General features: G+C 62.1%; 15 protein-coding genes. 8 read left to right on the top strand and 7 right to left on the bottom strand.

Annotated features, from left to right (window positions below; translation table 11 throughout):
- Positions 1-82: 82 nt before the first annotated feature.
- The 6 genes from E8L22_RS14195 (at position 83) to E8L22_RS14170 (ending at position 6,580) form a co-directional block, all read left to right on the top strand.
- A complete protein-coding gene (locus E8L22_RS14195; protein WP_246044650.1) occupies positions 83-1,669 on the top strand; it encodes a hypothetical protein in 1,587 nt (528 codons plus the stop codon).
- Positions 1,666-2,442 (top strand): MlaE family ABC transporter permease, encoded by a 777-nt coding sequence (locus tag E8L22_RS14190; RefSeq protein ID WP_198420162.1) that lies wholly within the window; start codon positions 1,666-1,668, stop codon positions 2,440-2,442. The genes E8L22_RS14195 and E8L22_RS14190 overlap by 4 nt, the downstream gene beginning before the upstream one ends.
- Before the next feature lie 32 nt (positions 2,443-2,474).
- Positions 2,475-3,545 (top strand): MlaD family protein, encoded by a 1,071-nt coding sequence (locus tag E8L22_RS14185; protein WP_136525782.1) that lies wholly within the window; start codon positions 2,475-2,477, stop codon positions 3,543-3,545.
- A gap of 139 nt (positions 3,546-3,684) precedes the next feature.
- Positions 3,685-4,566, top strand: a complete 882-nt coding sequence (locus E8L22_RS14180; protein WP_136525781.1) for a carotenoid biosynthesis protein — start codon at positions 3,685-3,687, stop codon at positions 4,564-4,566.
- Between the two features lie 117 nt (positions 4,567-4,683).
- The gene (locus E8L22_RS14175; protein ID WP_135871485.1) at positions 4,684-5,160 is read left to right on the top strand and encodes a cytochrome P460 family protein; all 477 of its coding nucleotides are present in this window, start codon (positions 4,684-4,686) and stop codon (positions 5,158-5,160) included.
- Between the two features lie 145 nt (positions 5,161-5,305).
- Positions 5,306-6,580 carry a M16 family metallopeptidase gene (locus E8L22_RS14170; protein ID WP_136525780.1) on the top strand — a complete coding sequence of 425 codons (1,275 nt, stop codon included), beginning with the start codon at positions 5,306-5,308 and terminating at the stop codon, positions 6,578-6,580.
- 67 nt (positions 6,581-6,647) lie between these two features.
- On the opposite strand, the gene E8L22_RS14165 is transcribed toward E8L22_RS14170, so the two are convergent.
- The 4 genes from E8L22_RS14165 to E8L22_RS14150 all read right to left on the bottom strand — a co-directional run bounded on the left by E8L22_RS14165 (position 6,648) and on the right by E8L22_RS14150 (position 10,793).
- On the bottom strand, positions 6,648-6,857 hold the full coding sequence (locus E8L22_RS14165; protein WP_136525779.1) for a hypothetical protein: 210 nt from the start codon (positions 6,855-6,857) through the stop codon (positions 6,648-6,650).
- A 26-nt stretch (positions 6,858-6,883) separates the two neighbouring features.
- Positions 6,884-8,416: a phospholipase D-like domain-containing protein gene (locus tag E8L22_RS14160; RefSeq protein WP_136525778.1), complete on the bottom strand. Its 1,533-nt coding sequence runs from the start codon at positions 8,414-8,416 to the stop codon at positions 6,884-6,886.
- On the bottom strand, positions 8,413-9,153 hold the full coding sequence (locus E8L22_RS14155) for an endonuclease/exonuclease/phosphatase family protein (RefSeq protein ID WP_136525777.1): 741 nt from the start codon (positions 9,151-9,153) through the stop codon (positions 8,413-8,415). Before E8L22_RS14155 ends, E8L22_RS14160 begins: the two co-directional genes overlap by 4 nt.
- 167 nt (positions 9,154-9,320) lie before the next feature.
- Positions 9,321-10,793 (bottom strand): leucyl aminopeptidase, encoded by a 1,473-nt coding sequence (locus E8L22_RS14150; RefSeq protein WP_136525776.1) that lies wholly within the window; start codon positions 10,791-10,793, stop codon positions 9,321-9,323.
- Between the two features lie 266 nt (positions 10,794-11,059).
- On the opposite strand from E8L22_RS14150, the gene E8L22_RS14145 reads away from it, so the two are divergent.
- Positions 11,060-13,039, top strand: a complete 1,980-nt coding sequence (locus E8L22_RS14145; protein ID WP_136525775.1) for a tetratricopeptide repeat protein — start codon at positions 11,060-11,062, stop codon at positions 13,037-13,039.
- Between the two features lie 38 nt (positions 13,040-13,077).
- Here E8L22_RS14145 and E8L22_RS14140 read toward each other — a convergent pair whose 3' ends face one another.
- On the bottom strand, positions 13,078-14,430 hold the full coding sequence (locus E8L22_RS14140) for a class II 3-deoxy-7-phosphoheptulonate synthase (RefSeq protein WP_136525774.1): 1,353 nt from the start codon (positions 14,428-14,430) through the stop codon (positions 13,078-13,080).
- A 174-nt stretch (positions 14,431-14,604) separates the two neighbouring features.
- Between E8L22_RS14140 and E8L22_RS14135 the strand changes: the two genes are divergently transcribed.
- Positions 14,605-16,125 carry a C13 family peptidase gene (locus tag E8L22_RS14135; protein ID WP_246044649.1) on the top strand — a complete coding sequence of 507 codons (1,521 nt, stop codon included), beginning with the start codon at positions 14,605-14,607 and terminating at the stop codon, positions 16,123-16,125.
- 39 nt (positions 16,126-16,164) lie between these two features.
- Here E8L22_RS14135 and E8L22_RS14130 read toward each other — a convergent pair whose 3' ends face one another.
- Positions 16,165-17,547: a TldD/PmbA family protein gene (locus E8L22_RS14130; RefSeq protein WP_136525773.1), complete on the bottom strand. Its 1,383-nt coding sequence runs from the start codon at positions 17,545-17,547 to the stop codon at positions 16,165-16,167.
- On the bottom strand, positions 17,532-17,771 hold the full coding sequence (locus E8L22_RS14125; RefSeq protein ID WP_129126343.1) for a DUF4911 domain-containing protein: 240 nt from the start codon (positions 17,769-17,771) through the stop codon (positions 17,532-17,534). The genes E8L22_RS14130 and E8L22_RS14125 overlap by 16 nt, the downstream gene beginning before the upstream one ends.
- Positions 17,772-17,872 lie beyond the last annotated feature (101 nt).

Genomic DNA, 17,872 nt, shown 5'->3' with positions numbered 1-17,872 from the left:
AATACATTTTGGTTGACTCAGCGTAATTGCAGCAGTTACTATCCGACCTTGTATCTTCAATCAAGGTGGTCCAAAGAGGTTCATGACACGCTCCGTCACGTCCATAACTGCGTTGCTGGCCTTGCTGCTGCTCTCAGCGCCAGGGCACGCCGAGCAGGAAGCTAAGCAGGAAGCTAAGCAGGAAGCTAAGCAGGAAGCTAAGCAGGAAGCTAAGCAGGAAGCTAAGCAGGAAGCTAAGCAGGAAGCTAAGCAGGAGGCTAAGCAGGAGGCTAAGCAGGAGGCTAAGCAGGAGGAAGGGACCATCTTCACCCTGTGGCCCCTGGTGGACTACCGCGAGAGCCCCCGCGAGGGCTACAGCAACCTCTCGATTCTCGGGCCCCTTTTCAAGTACCAGAAAAGCGGGGACAACCGCGACCTGGCCCTGAGGCCGCTGTTCTACCGGACCAGCAATACCAGGGAGAAGGCAAGTTCCACGTACTACCTCTATCCCGTGGCGTCGAGTGAGAATACACCTGAGGCCGGGAACGCCGAGGTGCTGCAACTCTTCAGGACCTCCACCTTCCGGAAAGAGGAAGCGGAACCGCAGCGCGAATCGTCGACCATGCTGTTTCCGTTCTACGTCTCCGGGGAGTCGAAGAAGTACGGACCGTACCGCGCCCTGTTCCCGATTTACGGCGACCTCTACGAGCGTTTCTGGCGTGACGAGTATCACTTCGTCCTTTTCCCGCTTTACGGCAGCACCGTGAAGAAGGGGACCACGACGAGGCACTACCTCTGGCCCATCTTCGCAACCACTTCGGGCGAGAACGAGTCGGGCTTCGACGTCTTCCCGCTCTACGGTCAGTCGCACAAGACCGGGGTGTACGAGAAGCGCTTCGTGCTCTGGCCCTTTTACACGTCCGAAAGGACCGGGCTCAACACCGACAACCCGACCGAGAAGAAGTTCATCTTCCCGCTGTACGCCTCGACCGACTCTCCCAAGAGGACCTCGCGCAGCTACCTGTGGCCCTTCTTCGGCTACACCGAGGACCGCGGTAAGAAGGTAGAGGAAGTGGATTACTTCTGGCCCTTCATCACCAAGGTCCGTGGCGAGAAGAAAAACGGCGACTCCTTCCTTCCCTTCTACTCCCATGAGAGCTACCCGGAAGGGGAGAAGACCTGGTACATGTGGCCGCTGTACAAGCACGAGGAACTGAAATCGGACATATTCGGCCAGGAGCAGGACCGGGTACTCTTTTTCCTGTACCGTGACAACCGCGAGTACTGGCCCAAAGACGGAAACCAGCGGCGCCGTAACACACTGTGGCCGCTTTATCTCTACCGGAAGAACACCGACGGCGTCTCCTCGTTCTCGTTCCCCGCTCTGCTCGAGCCGATCCTCGACAAGGACGGGATCGAAAAGGAATGGGCACCGCTTTGGCGCCTTTATCAAAGGCGGTGGGACGAGGCGGGTAACTCCACCTCCAGTGTTTTGTGGAACCTGTTCTGGCACGAGCGGCGCGGCGATGACCTCGCCTACGAACTCTTCCCGCTGATCTCCTACCGCAGGACGGCAAAGGAGCGCGAGCTGAAACTTCTGAAGGGACTGATCAGCCTGAAGCGCGACGGCGGTCAGGAGGGGGTGAATCTCTTCTGGCTTCCCTTCGGACCCAAATGGGGTGATAAGTGACGCAAGTTTTTGAACGCTTAGGCAAGAAGGTCCTCTACTTTCACCAGGTGCTGGGGGAGATGGCCATCCTCCAGGGGAAGATCATCTACTTCGTGCGGGAGGCGCCCCGCAACATCCCGAGCATCCTGACCCAGATGGCGGTGATCGGCTGGGACACCCTCCCTGTCGCGTCGGTAATGGCCTTCTTCGTGGGGATGGTGCTCGCACTGCAGACCGGCGTCGAATTGCAGAAGTACGGCGGGCAGAACATCATAGGGGCCATCGTCGGGCACTCCATGGTGCGTGAACTCGGCCCGGTCATGACGAGCTTCCTGGTCGCCGGGCGCTGCGGTTCCGCCATGGCAGCGGAACTCGGCGTCATGACGGTGTACGAGGAGATCGATGCGCTGAAGACGCTCGACATCGACCCGGTGCGCTACCTGGCCATGCCGCGCTTCATCGCCTGCATCATCTGTGTCCCGGCACTGGTTCTGTACGGCGACCTGATCGGCATCGTCGGGGGGGCGCTCATCAGCAACCTGCACCCGCAGATCTTCGTCTCCTACGCCACCTACTACGACAGCCTGACCGCTGCCCTTAAGATGAAGGAGATCGGCATCGGCCTCACCAAGTCCATGGTCTTTGGCGCGATCATCGCCCTGGTATGCTGCTATGTCGGCTTCGCCACCTCAGGCGGCGCCAGGGGGATCGGTCAGTCCACCACGCGGTCCGTAGTTCTATCTTTCATGCTGATCCTGGTCGCCGACTACGTCCTGACCAGGCTCCTTATGTAACTGTTTTTCCTTTGTTCCGGAGGTAGAGATATATGGCTCTGTCAGTCGAGAAAAAGGTCGGCATGTTCTTCGTGTTCGGTCTCATCATCCTGGGCGTACTCCTGGAGGTGGGGGAGAAGTGGAACCCGTTCGAGAAGAACGTCAAGTACAAGACCTACCTCACCAGCATCACCGGCCTCAAGGTGGGCGACCCGGTCCGCCTGGCGGGCGTCGACGTCGGTCGCATCAAGGACATCGTGGTGCTGAACGACAAGATCGAGATCGATTTTGAGGTGAAACCCGGTACCCGCATCAAGACCGACACCGTCGCCGGCCTGAGGCTCACGAACCTTCTGGGCGGCCAGTTCCTCGGTCTCTCCTTCGGTTCCCCGAACGCGCCGCTGCTTCCGGAGGGGGGAACGGTGAGAGGAAAGGACGTCGCCAACATCGACATCATCGTCGACGACCTTTCCGCCGTAATCAAGGACACCAAGGTCCTGGTCAACAACCTGAACAAGAACCAGGACGAGGTGATGCAAAAGATCAGCGGCATCCTGGACGACAACCGCGGCAACCTGAAGGAGGCGATCGCCAACATCAGCAGCATCACCGGCAAGATGGATCGCGGCGAAGGGTCGCTCGCCATGCTTTTGAACGACCGCCAGCTCTTCGACGACGCGAGCAGCGCCGTGTCCAGCCTGAAGGTAGTCGCCGGCAAGATCGAGCGCGGCGAGGGTACCTTGGGCAAGCTCGTCAACGACGACACCGTGTACACCGACGCCTCCGCCCTCATCAAGGATCTCAGAAGCGGCACCCAGGACCTGAACGCGAGCATGAAGGACGTCCGGGAGATCACCGCGAAGATCAACAAGGGCGAAGGGACCATGGGCAAGCTGGTGCACGACGACTCCCTCTACAACGACCTGCGCGACGCGTCGAAAAACGTGAAGGAGATCACCCAGAAGATCAACTCCGGCCAGGGGACCATCGGGAAGCTTGTCAACGAGGACCAGCTCTACCGCGACACCACGGCAACGCTCAAGAAGGCGGAACGCGCCATGGAAGGGCTCGGCGACACCGGCCCCATCTCTGTCTTAGGCACCATCGTCGGGACGCTTTTCTAAAGGTGTAACGCTTTAGCTCCATCTACTGCCCCCTCCCCCTCCATTTCGGGTTTCGACCCGCAGGCGGGGGAGGGGGCGATGCTTTTTCGCTGTCCGTATCGCAGCCTCAAGATCGCTACTACATCGGAGACCCGCCGGTATGACCCACATCCTCGACATCGCGGTGGGGACCTTCACCATGCGTCCCTACGTCTTCGCTTTTTTCGCCGTCTACCTCGTCACCGCCGTGCTGCACCTCGGGTGGAAGAAGACGGCGTGGTTCACCGTCTGCGGCTACCTGGTCGCCTTCGCCTCCGAGTATTCCTCGATCAACACGGGCTTTCCCTACGGCTGGTACTACTACGTGGACGTGACGCGCGACCGTGAGCTCTGGATCGCGGGCGTCCCTTTCTTCGACTCGCTCTCCTACGTTTTCCTCACCTACTGCAGCTACGCCACGGCACTTCTGGTCCTTGGGCCGGTAAAGCGCTTAAAGGGAGACCTCGTGCTCCTCGAGACGGCACGCCTGCGCCGCTCTTTCCCTGTGCTGCTTTTAGGCTCGCTGTTCCAGGTCTTTTTGGACATCATCACCGACCCGGTGGCACTGCAGGGGAACCGCTGGTTTCTGGGGAGGATCTACGGGTATCGCGAGGTGGGGACCCATTTCGGCATCCCGATGTCCAACTACTGGGGATGGTGGCTCGTGAGTGCCGCCCTCATCTTCGTCCTGCAGCGGATCGACCGTGTGGGGAGCGCGAAGCGGCGCCCGGCAGGCGTTGTCGCCGCCCCGTTCCGCTCGCTTTACGGGCCGTTTCTCTACCTTTGCGTGATCGTCTTCAACCTGGGTGTCACCTTCTATATCGGTGAGAACCTGATGGGGCTGACCGGGATCTTCATCTTCACCCTGCCGGTCGTGATGACCCTGGTGCTCCTGGCTCAGAAGGTTGATCGCTATCACAAGGACGAGCTTGCCGACCACCTGGCGGATTATCCCTGGTCGCCGGCCGCGTCGGGCACCTCCAGCCGGACCGTCTTTCCGTGAACTTAATTTAATACAACCTTTGATAGCGTCGCCACGGCGTGGTATCTCTTTAGGGCCCGCGCTCGGACCTCGATGTTCGAAAACGGACCAACTTTCTCATCAATCGGAGGCACGACAATGAAAAAAATGATTTCTTTGCTGGCTCTTGCCGCCCTGGTAGGCGTAACAGGCGCTGCCTTTGCTGCTGAACAGGGGACCCTTCCCAGGAACTATGAGAACTGGGAAAAAAGCAAGGCGAGGGTGATCACCGACAAGAAGTCCATGTTCTACGGCATCCACTACATCTACGTGAACAAAAAGGCGATGCCCGCCTACAAGTCGGGTGCAGCCAACTACCCCGACGGCAGCCGTTTCGTCGCCGTCAACTACTCCATAAAGGAGGAAGGCGGCAAGCAGGTGCCGGGCAAGAAGACCATGATCGTCATGATGCAGCGTGACAAGAAGGCCAAGGAGACCGGCGGCTGGCGTTTCGTAGGCTTCACCCCCGACGGCAAGCCTTCCGGGCTCGACGGCAAGCGCGACTGCTTCGGTTGCCACGAGAAGGACGCGAAGGATCGTGCCTTCGTCCTCTCGCGTTACGCCGAGTTCAAGTAGTCCGTCAGAAGGTTTTAAACGCGGCAAAGGCGCCTGTCGTTTCATCGGCAGGCGTCTTTTTTTTGTCCACCTGTTTTCCCGACAGCCTGCGTGTTATAATTGCTGCCAGTGAAAACCAAATATTCCGCAAGCTTAAGGAGCCTTTATGTTTACCCTTTCGACCGCCCCCAAGCTTCAACTCACCACGCTGCCCAACGGCATACGCGTGGTTACGCAGCAGATACAGGGTATGCAAAGCGCCGCCGTCGGCATCCGGATCGACTCCAGCACCAGAAATGAAGAACCGGAGACCGGAGGCGCCTCGCACTTCATAGAGCACCTGCTCTTCAAAGGGACTCCGAGCCGCGACGCGGACCGCATCACCGACGAGTTCAACAGCATCGGAGCCCGAGCCAACGCCTACACGAGCCAGGAGGAGGTCTTCTACTACGCCGTTTCCCTCGCCTCCATCATCCCGGCGACCTTCGACATCCTGGCCGACATGTTCGTCAACTCCTGGCTCCCGGGGGATGAGGTGGAGAAGGAGCGCGGCGTCGTGCTGCAGGAAATCCTGATGAACCAGGACAACCCGGGTCGCTTCATCTACAACCAGTTCCATCAGGGGTTCTGGCAGGGACACCCGCTCGGGACGCCGATCCTCGGGACCGCGGAGACCATCGGGAACATTTCGCGCGAGCGCCTGATGGAGCATAAGCTCAGAAACTACCTGAGCAACGCGACCATCGTTTCCGTGGCAGGAAACGTCGAGCACGATGAGGTCGTGGAGCAGGCGGCGCGCCTTCTGGCGGAGCTTCCGACCGGCACCCCGAAAGGTAAGAAGCCTTCGGAAGGGTACCGCGTGGCCGTCGGGCAGAACGTGCACTACCAGCGCACCATGGAGCAGACCCATTTCTACATGGGATATCCGCTTCCTCCTGCGGGGAACGAGCATCGCCATAAGCTTGCCGTCCTGAACCAGATCCTTGGCAGCGGCATGAACTCGCGCCTTTTCCGCGAGGTGCGCGAACGCAGGGGGCTTGCCTACACCGTTTATTCCATGATGTCGTCCTACACCGACTCGGCAGGCCTCATGATCTATGCGGGGACCGGTCCGGAGCGGGCCCAAGAGGCGGTGGACGTCTGCCACGGCGAGGTGCTGCGCTTTTGCGACGAAAAGGTGAGCGAGGAAATGCTGGCGGCCGCCAAGGAGCAGATCCGCTGCGCGCGCCTCATGGCGCTTGACGACTGCGAGACCCAGGTGCGCAGGATTTCCAACACGACCTCGCTTCTGGGTGCGCCGGAACCGATCGAACTCTCTTTGGAGGCGATTTCGGCGGTAACTGCGGAAGAGGTGCAGGAGGTGGCAGGGCTGCTTTTCCAAGGGGTGGTGCCGCGGGTGGAATCGGTGGGGCCGGGAGAGGGCCCTGGGTTGCCGCGCTGAACAGTAAAGTGCACGTAGTTAGACAAACGGCAGGGGCGATACTTTCGCCCCTGTCTTTTTTTTGCCCTCAGCTCATTTCGTCGGTATCGCCGCTTAGGTGAGGGAAGTGTTCGTGATGCATCTCGTGTTTGAGATCTGAAATCGTACCGCACGAGGCGCAGAGATATTTCTCGCTGTCATTCGAGTAGACGTTGCGTTGACAGGAGGGACTCCAGACCCTGACATCGCATGCGTGATCGTCAATCTCGATACCTGTCTTAGTCGTTTTCTCTGCCATGTTGGTGTCCTCCTTGCTCGGGTTTTTCAAAGCCGGATGATCATCTGGCTTAACTTAAATATACCCCTTGCGAAGGAACCCAGTTCGGAATTTGTGAAGCTCTCGAAGATGAACTCGTTGTCGACCGGTTGCGCCGGGTCGACGACGCGGGCGATTGGCTCCAGCGCTTCGGGGAGCTCGCTGTTTTCAAAGGTCGGATCCGGCTGGTACCGGCAAAGCCTCGCTTCGTCGTCGTCGGCAAGGGATTCGAGATGCGCGGTCAGCTGTTCCATCTCCTCGAATTTTCTCTCCTTACCGCAGCCGAAGAGGCCGGCATGCTCGGCCAGCAGCGATGAGCGCAGGACACGGATCGCGTGGACCAGCTCTTCATGGCATGGAGCGAGCGATGCCTCCCATGCGACGTTCAACTCGGTATCGAGACCCATGCTGCGGTTGGTGGCATTCGCGGACCCGATGGTGAGGAAGCGGTCGTCGATCAGGAGGAGCTTGCTGTGGATGAAGGTCATCTGCCTTACGTCGTGGTCCGCCTGGGCGGAAGAGTAGACGCTCAGCGTGTGGCCGGTCTTCTCCGCCACCCGCTGCAGTGACCGGATCATGCGGATCTGGGGCAGGCCGAGGAAGAGCTCCTCGGTGAGCGGGAGCCGGTCCGGGAGCATCAGGATGATCTGCAGGCGTGGGCGCTCCGGCATGCTCATGCGTGCGACCAGCGACCAGAAGATAGCCTGCGAGCTGAAATACTGGTTTTCCAGGTAGATGAGGCTTTGTGCCGACATGATGGCGTCCACGAAGAGACGGCGGATCTCCTGGATCTCCGGGGGCGTGGTGAGCGGGGTGGGGGCCGCCGTCCGGCTTATGGCCACCTTCGCCGTCGGCATTTTGAACGCCCCGGACGGGACGGTCGGGACGAGGGTTCCGGCCTCTGGCAGTTTCAGCTCACCGGCTCCGGAGTCGCGCCAGCGCTGCCGGAACAGGTCGAGTAGCACCTGCACCACCGGTCCGGTATGGTAGGTCTGGATGTCGTGGTAGGAACCGTACCGGTGGCCGTCGACGTCGATGCGCTCCGGGTTTTCCTTCATGTGGTAGCGGTCGTCCCAGCGCGAGGAACAGATGTCCATGCCACCCAGGTAGGCGAGGGCCCCGTCGGCGATGACGAACTTCTGGTGGTGTGTCGCCCCGGGTGCGTGGCAGCTGTCGAAGCGGAAGTGGATCCTCTTGTTGGTGGTCCAGTTGAAGATGATGCCCTGGAACCACTCCCGCTCGAGCGAGAAAACGGCACTGAAGTCCCAGGCGAGGATGTAGACCTGCAGGTCGGGATTCCGTTCGCACAGCCGATCGAGAAAGCGCAGGAATCTTCCTCCACCGAGCGCGTCATGTTCATCCGCTCCGCGCAGCAGGCGCACCTCCGAATCGAACTGCCACCCCGCCATAAGGAGATAGCTCCGGGCGGCAAGGGCCGTATGGTAGAAGGCGCGGTAGTAGTCCTCGGCGTCGACCAGGACCCCCGTCTCGTCCGCGTCGTAGATACCCATGCAGTTCAGGCCCGGCTTCAAAATGTTCATGGCAGCTCCAGTGTGACCACGAGCGGCAGATGATCGGAGGCGACCCTGGTGAGAGGGGTTTTCGGGACCGAAACGTCGCGCACCTTGAGGTCACGGGTGACGAACATGTGGTCGATGCGCATGAAGGGGAGTTGCGACGGCCAGGTTCCTCTGGGGAAGCGCCCTTTCACGCCGCGCTGGACGTCGTGCATGTGTTGGGTCAGCAGGCGATAGACGTGGGATCCGGCCATGGCGTTGAAATCGCCGCAGAGGATGGCGGGATGACGGCACTCGGGGTGGTCGAGCCATTCGTGGCCGGTGATGCTGCGGGCCTGCCGGACGCGCTCGCCCCGGTTCAGCCCGAAATGGGTGGCCAGGACCTGCACGCTGTGGCCGCGCAGGTCGACCTGGGCCCAGATCGCGCCGCGCCGTTCGAAGGAGGGGTGCAGCGGGTCGGTGGGGACGGGGGCCGCCTTGATCAGTTGGACGCTGCCACGGCTCAGAATGGCGTTGCCGTAGCCCCCTTCCTGCAGGTGGATCGAGGAGTGGAAGTGAAAGGACATCTCCAGCGTCATGGCGATGAGGTGGGCCTGGTCGATCATCTGGGTGCGCTGCAGCCCCGCGTCGAGCTCCTGCAGGGCGACGATGTCCGCATTGCACTGGTCGATCACCTCGGCGATGCGCAGTGGCGAGAGCTTTCCGTCGGTACCGATGCAACTATGGACGTTGTAGGTCATTACCGAGATCGTTTTCGACATGGGGGCTCCTGGCTGGGTTCTGTGACCCCATGGTTAAAAACTTTTAAAGGCTACCCGGCGGGCAGGGGGATGTCAATTTTGGCGGGTATGTCCGACTGGTCCGACGGAGCACTGTTTGATGCTGGGGCTGGGCTGGGGGCGCCCGACAGGGCGCCCCATTGCTTTGCTTAGCGTGCTTGCAGAAACTCGATCAGGAGCCTTACGCCGACCCCGGTCGCTCCCTTGGGAGCGTAGGGGCGGGGCTTGTCGTTCCAGGCGGTGCCGGCTATGTCCAGATGGGCCCAGCGGGTCTCCCCCACGAACTGCTTCAGGAACCACCCCGCCGAGATGCTCCCGCCGTCCCGGCTCCCGGAGTTCTTGAGGTCGGCGATGTCGCTCTTCATCACTTCGCCATACTCCTCCCAAAGGGGAAGCTGCCATACCCTTTCCCCGCTTTCCTCGCCGGCACGCCTTAGGGCGTCGATGAGGCGCTGGTCGTTACCCATGAGCCCGCTCGCCTCGTGTCCCAGTGCGACCACGCAGGCACCCGTGAGCGTGGCGAGGTCCACCATGGCGGCAGGCTTGAACTGCTGGGCGAAGTGGAGCGCGTCGCAGAGGATCAGGCGCCCTTCGGCGTCGGTGTTGGTGATCTCGATGGTGGTCCCGGAGAGGGAGGTGAGGACGTCCCCCGGCTTGAAGGCGTTGCCGTCGGGCATGTTCTCGGCGGTCGGGATGATACCGATCAGGTTTACGGGGAGCCTCAGCCGCGCGGCCGCCTCCATGGTCCCGAGTACCGCGGCGCTGCCCGCCATGTCGGTCTTCATCGCCTCCATCCCGGCACCGGGCTTTATGGAAATCCCGCCGGAGTCGAAGGTGATCCCTTTGCCGACCAGGACCGTGGGGCGCCCCTTGCCGCCGTGGTATTGCAGCACGATCAGGCGCGGCGCGATCGCCGCACCCTTGCCGACCCCGATGAGGGCGTTCATCCCCATCTGCTCCAACTCGTCCAGCTCGTAGATCCTGCAGTCGAGCCCGTTTCGCTCGGCCAAGCCCAGGGCGGTATGGGCCAAGTAGACGGGGGTCACCACGTTCCCCGGGTGGGAAACGAGGTCCCGTGCAAGCGCCACCGCCTCGCATAGGATCTCGGCACGGCCCGCTGCCTGTCGCTGCTCATCCAACTCGGCTTCCGACGCCACCAGCACGGTCGCCGTGTCGAAACTGAAGCGCTGCTCTTTCTCCTTGGTCTTGTAAAGATCGAAGCTGTAGCTTCCCAAGAGCATGCCGACGGCAACCGCCTCGACACCGTCGGGAAGCTCCCCGGCGCGATGCAGAGCGCTGCCAAAAGAGGCGACACGCGCGCCCCGCAGCGCCTGAACCGCGTTACCGGCGGCCTGGCGCAGGCGTTCCCTGCCAAGCTCCTTCTTCTTGCCCAAACCTACGAGCAAAAGCCGTTCGGCGGGGAACTTGCCCAGCGTGTGGATGAGGCGCGACGTCCCCTTCTTGCCGGAAAACTCGCGGCTCTCCGCAAGGCGCTGGAGCAGCCCCCCGAGCGCGGCATCAAGATCGAGGAACAACTGGTCCTGCTCATCCTCAAAACATCCGACGACAAGCGCCGGAGTCTCGTATTGCAACGGGTTAGCGACGGATACCTCAATTCTCATGTGATGACCTCATTTCTTGGAAAGTGGGCGCGATGATTTTAATGGGCACCTCGTGCTGAATTATAGCGTCTGAACCCACCGCGTACACCAAAAACTTCCGCGAGCGCGCAAGCTGCCACGACGACAGGCGCCCTTGATTTCACAACCGGTCCTCGCGCCCTTAGCGTGACCCACCAAACCTCCTATCCTCGCGCATTTTCTTGCAACTTGAGAGGAAAAAGGTTAGACTCCGCCAACTTGTTTAATGCGCATATGTAGAGGTGAATATGAAGAGGCAGAAGCTTGCCGGTGCGGCTGATCCCGCCCCTGAAACCCTTTACCACCGATTCCGCATCCCGGTGCACCTGTTGCTGATGATGCTCCTGGGCATCGCCGCCTACAGCAATACCCTGCATTCCCCGTTCGTCCTCGACGACATCCCCTCCATCATAGACAACGAGACCATCCGGGACCTCTCCCGTTTCTTCGGGGGCGAGGGGAGGGCGTTCAATCCCCGCCGCGTCGTCGGGTACTTCACCTTTGCCCTCAATTACCGGTGGGGCGCCCTTGATCCCTTCGGATACCACCTCTTCAACATCTTCATCCACGTCCTTAACGCGTGGGTGCTCTACTTCCTGCTGCGGGTGACCCTGCGGACCCCCTTCTTCGGGACCGGAAAAGTGCACCGGAGCCTGGAACTGCTGCCGCTTTTTGCCGCGCTTCTCTTCGTGGTCCACCCGGTGCAGACGCAGGCGGTGACTTACATCGTGCAGCGGCTGGCCTCGCTGGTCACCCTTTTCTACCTGCTGACCCTGTTCTGCTACGCCCGGGGAAGGGTGCTCCTTACGCCGGGCGGTGCCGGGGAGCACGGGCAAAGAAAACCGCTGGTTCCCTTCGTGTACTTCTCGGCGGCGCTTTTGTTCGCACTCCTCGCGGCACAGACCAAGGAGGTGGCGGCGACGCTGCCGCTAGCGCTGCTCCTCTACGACTTCTGCTTTTTCCAACCCAGCCGGAAACGTAACCTCCTTCTCGGCGCCGGGGCGGCACTTTTCGTTCTCGCTGCGGCTGTCGTCGTGCTGAAGGCCGGAAAGCCTCTCGGGGAGCTCCTCTCGGACGTGAACGAGCTCAGCCGCGAGACGGTCAACATCTCGCGCGGCGATTACCTGATCACCCAGTTCAGCGTCATCGCGACCTACCTGCGTCTGCTGGTCCTCCCGGTAAACCAGAACCTCGATTACGACTACCCGGTGTACCACTCACTGTTCGCGCCACAGGTGTTCTTCTCATTCCTACTGTTGCTGGGGCTCTGCGCGGTCGCAGTGGTGCAACTGCGCTCCTCCTCCGTTTCCGGTTTCGGAAAAGGAGATGAGTTGGACGAAGACCGGCAGGTGAAGGGGGGGCTGGGGAGGATGATCGCCTTCGGGATCCTCTGGTTTTTCCTGACCCTCTCCGTCGAATCGAGCGTGATACCCATCGCGGACGTCATCTTCGAGCACCGCGTCTACCTCCCCTCAGCGGGCGCCTTCACCGCCCTCATCGCCGCCCTCCTGCTCGGATGCCGCAACCTTCCAATGCGCGCCGTCGCCGGGGGAGCGGCGCTCCTGGTAGTAGTGTTTGCCGTGGTTACCTGGCAGCGAAACACGGTGTGGGAGAGTCAGCTCACCCTCTGGGGGGACGTGATCGCCAAGTCGCCGGAGAAGTCCAGGGCGAACAACCACTACGGCGTCGCCCTCTCCAAGGTGGGGCGTGTTCCGGAGGCGATGGAGTACCTCAAAAAGGCGCTGCAGATAAACCCGCGCAACCCGGTCGCACTGTACAACCTGGGGAGGCTTTTCGACGAGACCGGGAACATCGACACCGCCGTCAGCTGCTACGAGGCGGCCGTTGCCCTGCAGCCCGATCTCGACGCCGCCTACAACAACCTCGCCGTCGATTGCCTGCTGAAGGGGGACGACAGGCGCGCCATCGATTACTACCAGGTCGTGCTGAAACGGAAACCGAACTTCGCCGAAGCGCGCAACAACTTGGGGTTTGCGCTCCTCAGAAACGGGAAGGTGGAGGAGGCGGTGGCCGAGTTCAAGACGGCCATCTCGGTGCACCCCGGCTACGCGAAGGCGTACAGCAACCTGGGCGAGGCGTACCTCGCAAAGGGAGATCTTGATGCGGCGCTTGCGCAGTTCCAGGAAGCTGTGCGGCTGAAACCTGAGGACGCCGTGGCGCAGGAAAACCTCACACGGGCGTTGCAGAAAAAAGGGGGAGGGCGCTAGGAGAGGGGGCGTTACCGTACCCCCTCTCCGGGATCGCGCTATTTGCAGGGGTGCAGCATCTCGGCGAGCTCGAAGGCGAGCTCGACGCTCTGCTCCGCGTTCAGGCGCGGATCGCAGTTGGTCTGGTAGTTCTGGTGCAGGTGCTTGTCGAGGAGCTGACGGCTGCCGCCGGTGCACTCGGTGACGTGGTCGCCGGTGAGCTCCAGGTGTACCCCCCCAGCCACGGTCCCCTCGGACTTGTGGATCTCCCAGAAGGTCTTGATCTCCCGGATAATGTCCTCGAACTTCCTCGACTTCTGCCCGAACTCGTTCTGGTAGGTGTTGCCGTGCATCGGGTCGCAGCTCCAGACCACCTTGTACCCCTCGCGCTGCATCTCGCGCAAAAGCTTCGGGAGGTAACCGGAAACCTTATCGGCCCCGAAACGGGTGATCAGGGTCAGGCGCCCCGCCTCGTTCTCAGGGTTCAGCCGCTCCACGATCGCCTTGATGTTGTCGATGTCGTAGTTCGGGCCGATCTTCATGCCGAGCGGATTTTTCACGCCGCGCAGGAACTCGACGTGCGCCCCATCCAACTGCCGGGTGCGGTCGCCGATCCAGAGCATGTGCCCGCTGCAGTCGTACCAGCCGCCGGTGGTGGAATCCATGCGGGTGAGCGCCTCTTCGTAATCGAGCAGGAGCGCCTCGTGCGAGGTGTACAGGGTGACCTGGTTCAACTGCGGGGTGTGCTGCGGGTCGAGGCCGATCGCGGTCATGAAGTTGATGGTCTTCCAGATCTGGCGCACCAGGTCCTCGTACTTCTGCCCGGCGGGAAGGGCGTCAAGCGAGGCGCGGTGCCACGCCTGCACGCGGTCCAGGGCGGCGTAGCCACCCAGGGTGAAGGAGCGGACCAGGTTGAGGGTCGCCGCGGCGCGGTAGTAGCCTTCCAGCATGCGGCGCGGGTCGGGTGTCCTTGCCTCCAGCGTCGCGTCAGGGAGGTTCACCATGTCGCCGCGGTAGCTTGGGAGTTCCACACCGTCCACGAGCTCCGTGTCGGAAGAACGGGGCTTCGCGTACTGTCCCGCCATCCTCCCGATCTTGAGGACGCGCTTCTCCCCCGCGTAGGCGACGACGACCGCCATCTGCAGGATGACCTTCAGAAGCTCCCTTATGTCCGGCCCGGTGCAGCGCGAAAAGTCCTCGGCGCAGTCTCCGCACTGCAGCACGAACGCCTTCCCCTCGACCGCTTCGGCGAGCCCCGCCCGGAGGGTCTGGCACTCCCCGGCGAAAACCAGCGGCGGGAGCTGGGACAGCGTCTTCAGCGTGTCGTCCAGCGCCGCTTCTCCCGGCCATACCGGCTGCTGCTTGGCGGGAAAGGAACGCCAGCTCGACTTGGACCATTTGTTGATCGTCATGGTGGAAACCTCGCTAAAGCTGTGGGAAGTGGTTGCCCGGCGCGGTTATACGTACAGGCCGACGGCAATGGTAGCAGGATTGAAGCGATTGAAAAACAAAAAAGTTAATAAAATCAAGTAAAGCCAGCTTAAACACTCTTCCAAAGCTGTGTCTTCATGATATGATGCTCGACCATGCCCAATGAACCTGACATGCATAAGGCGCCCGAAGCAGCACCTATAACGGAAACGGACCGTCCCGACGCCCCGGCCGAGGACGCCACGGCGACCGCCTGCGGGGCGGAGGAGACCGGCCTCCCGCTGCGCCCGGAGCCTGCGCCGCGTCGCGCACTTTTCCTGCAGCTCGGCCGCGACCTCCTGGACGGGGTGCGCGGCGTGCTCTTTCTGCGCAGCGAACTGGAGACGCTCAGCACCCTCCCCGCCAACCTGGTCATGCTGGTTTTGGCCGACTTAGCCTTCAACCTGCTGGTCTCCTTCCTGCTCGTCGGGCGCGGCGGCAGTTTCTACTCGAACTCGCTGCCGTACTTCCTCTTCTACCTGCCGCTCTTTCTCCTCTTCGGGGTCGCGGCACAGCGGCTTCTAGCGCCCAGGTCCGGGGTCGTCCCCCTCGCGGCGGCGCTGGTCGCTTTCAGCATCCCGGTTGAGTTCTGCCACGGCGCACTCGAGTGGCTCGCGCAGTGGCGGCGCTTCGAAGTCCTCTCCGATTACCTCTCCGCCCCGCATTACTACCGCTTCTTCGGGTGGTGGGCCGCGGCGTCGCTCGTTTTTCTCCTGCGCCTTAAAGCACGCAACCTTTCACGCCGTGTCGGGATCGCTTTGCTGTTTCTCGCCCTTGTGGCGACCCCTTTATGGTTTTTCCAGCGCGGCGACCTCTGGGCAAGCGGCGAGGGTGGGAACGAGAGCGGCGCGCTCACCATCGATGACGAGGTGCTGAGCGCCCAGCAAAGGCTTCTGGAGGGTGAGCTTTCACGCTTGCGGCACGGCCGCCCCGGCGTCACCGACCTTTACTTCGTGGGCTTTGCCGGCGACGCCTCGCAGGACGTTTTCCTGAAGGAGCTGACCGTTGCTCGGCAGACCTTCGACGGCCGTTTCGGCACGGCCGGACGATCGGTGCTCCTGGTGAACAACCCGCAGAGTGCTACCGCGCTTCCCTTCGCCACGGTCGGGAACCTGGAGCGTGCCCTCGCGCGGGTGGGCGAGGTGATGAACCGCGACGAGGACGTCCTTTTCCTTTACCTCAGCTCGCACGGCTCGCGGGACCACGAGCTCGCCGTCAGCAACGCCCCCCTTGAGCTGAAGCAGGTCACCCCGGAACTCCTCAAACGGCTGCTCGTCAAATCCGGCATCCGTTACAAGGTGGTCGTCGTTTCCGCCTGCTTCTCGGGGGGCTTCGTCGAGCCGCTCAGGGACGCGGGGAGCCTCGTCATCACCGCGTCGGACGCGACGCACGAGTCGTTTGGTTGCGGCTTCGGGGAGAACTTCACCTGGTTCGGTGAGGCCTTCGTCGGCCAAGCGCTGAAGGAGACCTTCAGCTTCACCAAGGCCTTCGAGAAAAGCCGTGAGACCATCGGAAAGTGGGAAGAGGAGAGGGGGGAGACCCCGTCGAACCCGCAGATATGGATCGGCGACCGGGTCCTGCCGGTTCTGGAGAGGCTGCAAAAGGAACTCGAGCATAGAGGGGGCGGCTCGAGGTAGGAGAGGTCGGAGACTAAAGGTCCGGCCGCGACGGCGGCGTTAGCGCGCGCCGCCGACGGTGATGGCCGGGATGAGGAGGGTGGGTTGCGCGTCGGCGACCGGTACCCCCTGGCCGTCCTTGCCGCAGGTGCCGATGCCGAAACCGAGGTCGTTCCCCACCATCGCGATCTGCCCGAGTACCTCCGGGCCGTTACCCGCCAGCGTCGCCCCGCGCACCGGTTCCCCTATCACACCGTTTTCCACCAGGTAACCTTCCGACACCTCGAAGACGAAGTCGCCGTTCACCGTGTTCACCTGACCGCCCCCCATCCGTTTGACGAAGAGCCCCTTGGATACGCTTTTAACTATGTCAGCCGGATCGCTCTTGCCCGGTGCGATGAGGGTGTTGGTCATGCGCACGATGGGACGGCAGCGGTACGACTCGCGCCGCCCGTTGCCGGTGGAGGCGCATCCCTCCTTCATCGCGGAGAGCCGGTCGTAGAGATAACCCTTGAGGACCCCGTCTTCCACCAGGATGGTGCGCTGCGCTGCCGTCCCTTCGCCGTCGAAGCCGAAGGTGCCGCGTGCGTAGGGGATGGTGGCATCGTCGATTACGGTGATGAGCTCGGAGGCGACCTTTTGCCCCACGCGACCGCGGTAGACCGAGGTCCCTGCCTGCACCAGGTCCGCCTCGAGGCCGTGTCCGATCGCCTCGTGCACCATGGTCCCCCCCGCCTCGCTGGAAAGAACCACCGGCAGTCGTCCGGCTGGGGACTTCTGCGCGCCGAGCATCATCACGCTGCGCCCTGCCGCCGTGATCGCGAGTTCCTCAGGCGAGATGGCGTCGAAGAGCTCGAAGCCGCGGCTTCCACCCACCGGCTCGTATCCGGTCTGGGTCTCTTTTCCGTCCTGGGCCACCACCTGCACCATGAAGACGGAGGCGCAGGCGTCGTCCTCGTGGAACTCACCGAGGGAGTTCACCGACTGGGTCTTCACCCGGGAGTCGCGGTATACCGCCAGCACCTGGCGGACGCGCGCATCGAAGCCGCGCGCGGCGACGTCGGCCCGGTTCACCAGCTCGACCTTGCGCACGAGCTCAACCTGGTCCGGCGGCAGCGAGACGGCCTGTCCCGGCGCGAGGCGCGGCGCGCAGAGGTTGAAATCAGGGGCGGGGAGTCCGGAGCGAACGCCGTGGCTCACCGTCTCGGCCAGTTGCAAAAGCGAGCGGTAGTCGAGCTGGTTCGTGTAGGCGTAGGCGGTGGAGAAGCCGGAGATGACCCTGATGCCGACGCCGCGGTCCGCCGCGGCCAGCACGCGCTCAACCTTGCCGTCCTCACAGACGACCGTTGTGTAGGCGCCGTCCTCGTAGTAGATGTCGGCGAACTCACCACCGGCGGCGAGGGCGCGTTTCAAAAGCGCCGCGCAGTCTATCCCTTCGAGCATGGCTCACCCTCCTCGGTCACCTCGGTCACCGTGATCTCCCCGGCCAAGGCCCGCATCATCTCGTCCACCGTTTCTGCGAAACATACCGGGTAGTTGACGCGGACGATGCCGCGCTTGCCGTCGACGGTGCTCATGGTGGTGAGCCCCTCGTGCGCCTCCAGGATGTACTTCATGTAGACGATGTCGCGGTTGGCCAACTGGTAGTAACGGCTTGCGGTTTCCATCTTTTCCCCCCTCGGACGCCTTCGCGCCCGGCCTTCGTTCATACCATCCGGACGCACAAAAGACAATTTTTCTTTCCCCGGTTGCCTCACGCCGATCCTCT

The organism is Geomonas ferrireducens, from assembly GCF_004917065.1.
Classification (GTDB): Bacteria; Desulfobacterota; Desulfuromonadia; order Geobacterales; family Geobacteraceae; genus Geomonas; species Geomonas ferrireducens.
The sequence above is the reverse complement of the archived record's forward strand: the minus strand, read 5'-3'. Positions and strand labels throughout refer to the sequence as shown.

Bases quoted from the DNA above. Each gene is read 5' to 3' on its own strand.
- E8L22_RS14180 (WP_136525781.1), top strand. From the start codon at position 3,685: ATGACCCACATCCTCGACATCGCGGTGGGGACCTTCACCATGCGTCCC.
- E8L22_RS14130 (WP_136525773.1), bottom strand. From the start codon at position 17,547: ATGCTCGAAGGGATAGACTGCGCGGCGCTTTTGAAACGCGCCCTCGCC.
- E8L22_RS14125 (WP_129126343.1), bottom strand. From the start codon at position 17,771: ATGGAAACCGCAAGCCGTTACTACCAGTTGGCCAACCGCGACATCGTC.
- E8L22_RS14160 (WP_136525778.1), bottom strand. From the start codon at position 8,416: ATGAACATTTTGAAGCCGGGCCTGAACTGCATGGGTATCTACGACGCG.
- E8L22_RS14165 (WP_136525779.1), bottom strand. From the start codon at position 6,857: ATGGCAGAGAAAACGACTAAGACAGGTATCGAGATTGACGATCACGCA.
- E8L22_RS14145 (WP_136525775.1), top strand. From the start codon at position 11,060: ATGAAGAGGCAGAAGCTTGCCGGTGCGGCTGATCCCGCCCCTGAAACC.
- E8L22_RS14155 (WP_136525777.1), bottom strand. From the start codon at position 9,153: ATGTCGAAAACGATCTCGGTAATGACCTACAACGTCCATAGTTGCATC.
- E8L22_RS14185 (WP_136525782.1), top strand. From the start codon at position 2,475: ATGGCTCTGTCAGTCGAGAAAAAGGTCGGCATGTTCTTCGTGTTCGGT.
- E8L22_RS14170 (WP_136525780.1), top strand. From the start codon at position 5,306: ATGTTTACCCTTTCGACCGCCCCCAAGCTTCAACTCACCACGCTGCCC.
- E8L22_RS14135 (WP_246044649.1), top strand. From the start codon at position 14,605: ATGCCCAATGAACCTGACATGCATAAGGCGCCCGAAGCAGCACCTATA.
- E8L22_RS14140 (WP_136525774.1), bottom strand. From the start codon at position 14,430: ATGACGATCAACAAATGGTCCAAGTCGAGCTGGCGTTCCTTTCCCGCC.
- E8L22_RS14175 (WP_135871485.1), top strand. From the start codon at position 4,684: ATGAAAAAAATGATTTCTTTGCTGGCTCTTGCCGCCCTGGTAGGCGTA.
- E8L22_RS14150 (WP_136525776.1), bottom strand. From the start codon at position 10,793: ATGAGAATTGAGGTATCCGTCGCTAACCCGTTGCAATACGAGACTCCG.
- E8L22_RS14195 (WP_246044650.1), top strand. From the start codon at position 83: ATGACACGCTCCGTCACGTCCATAACTGCGTTGCTGGCCTTGCTGCTG.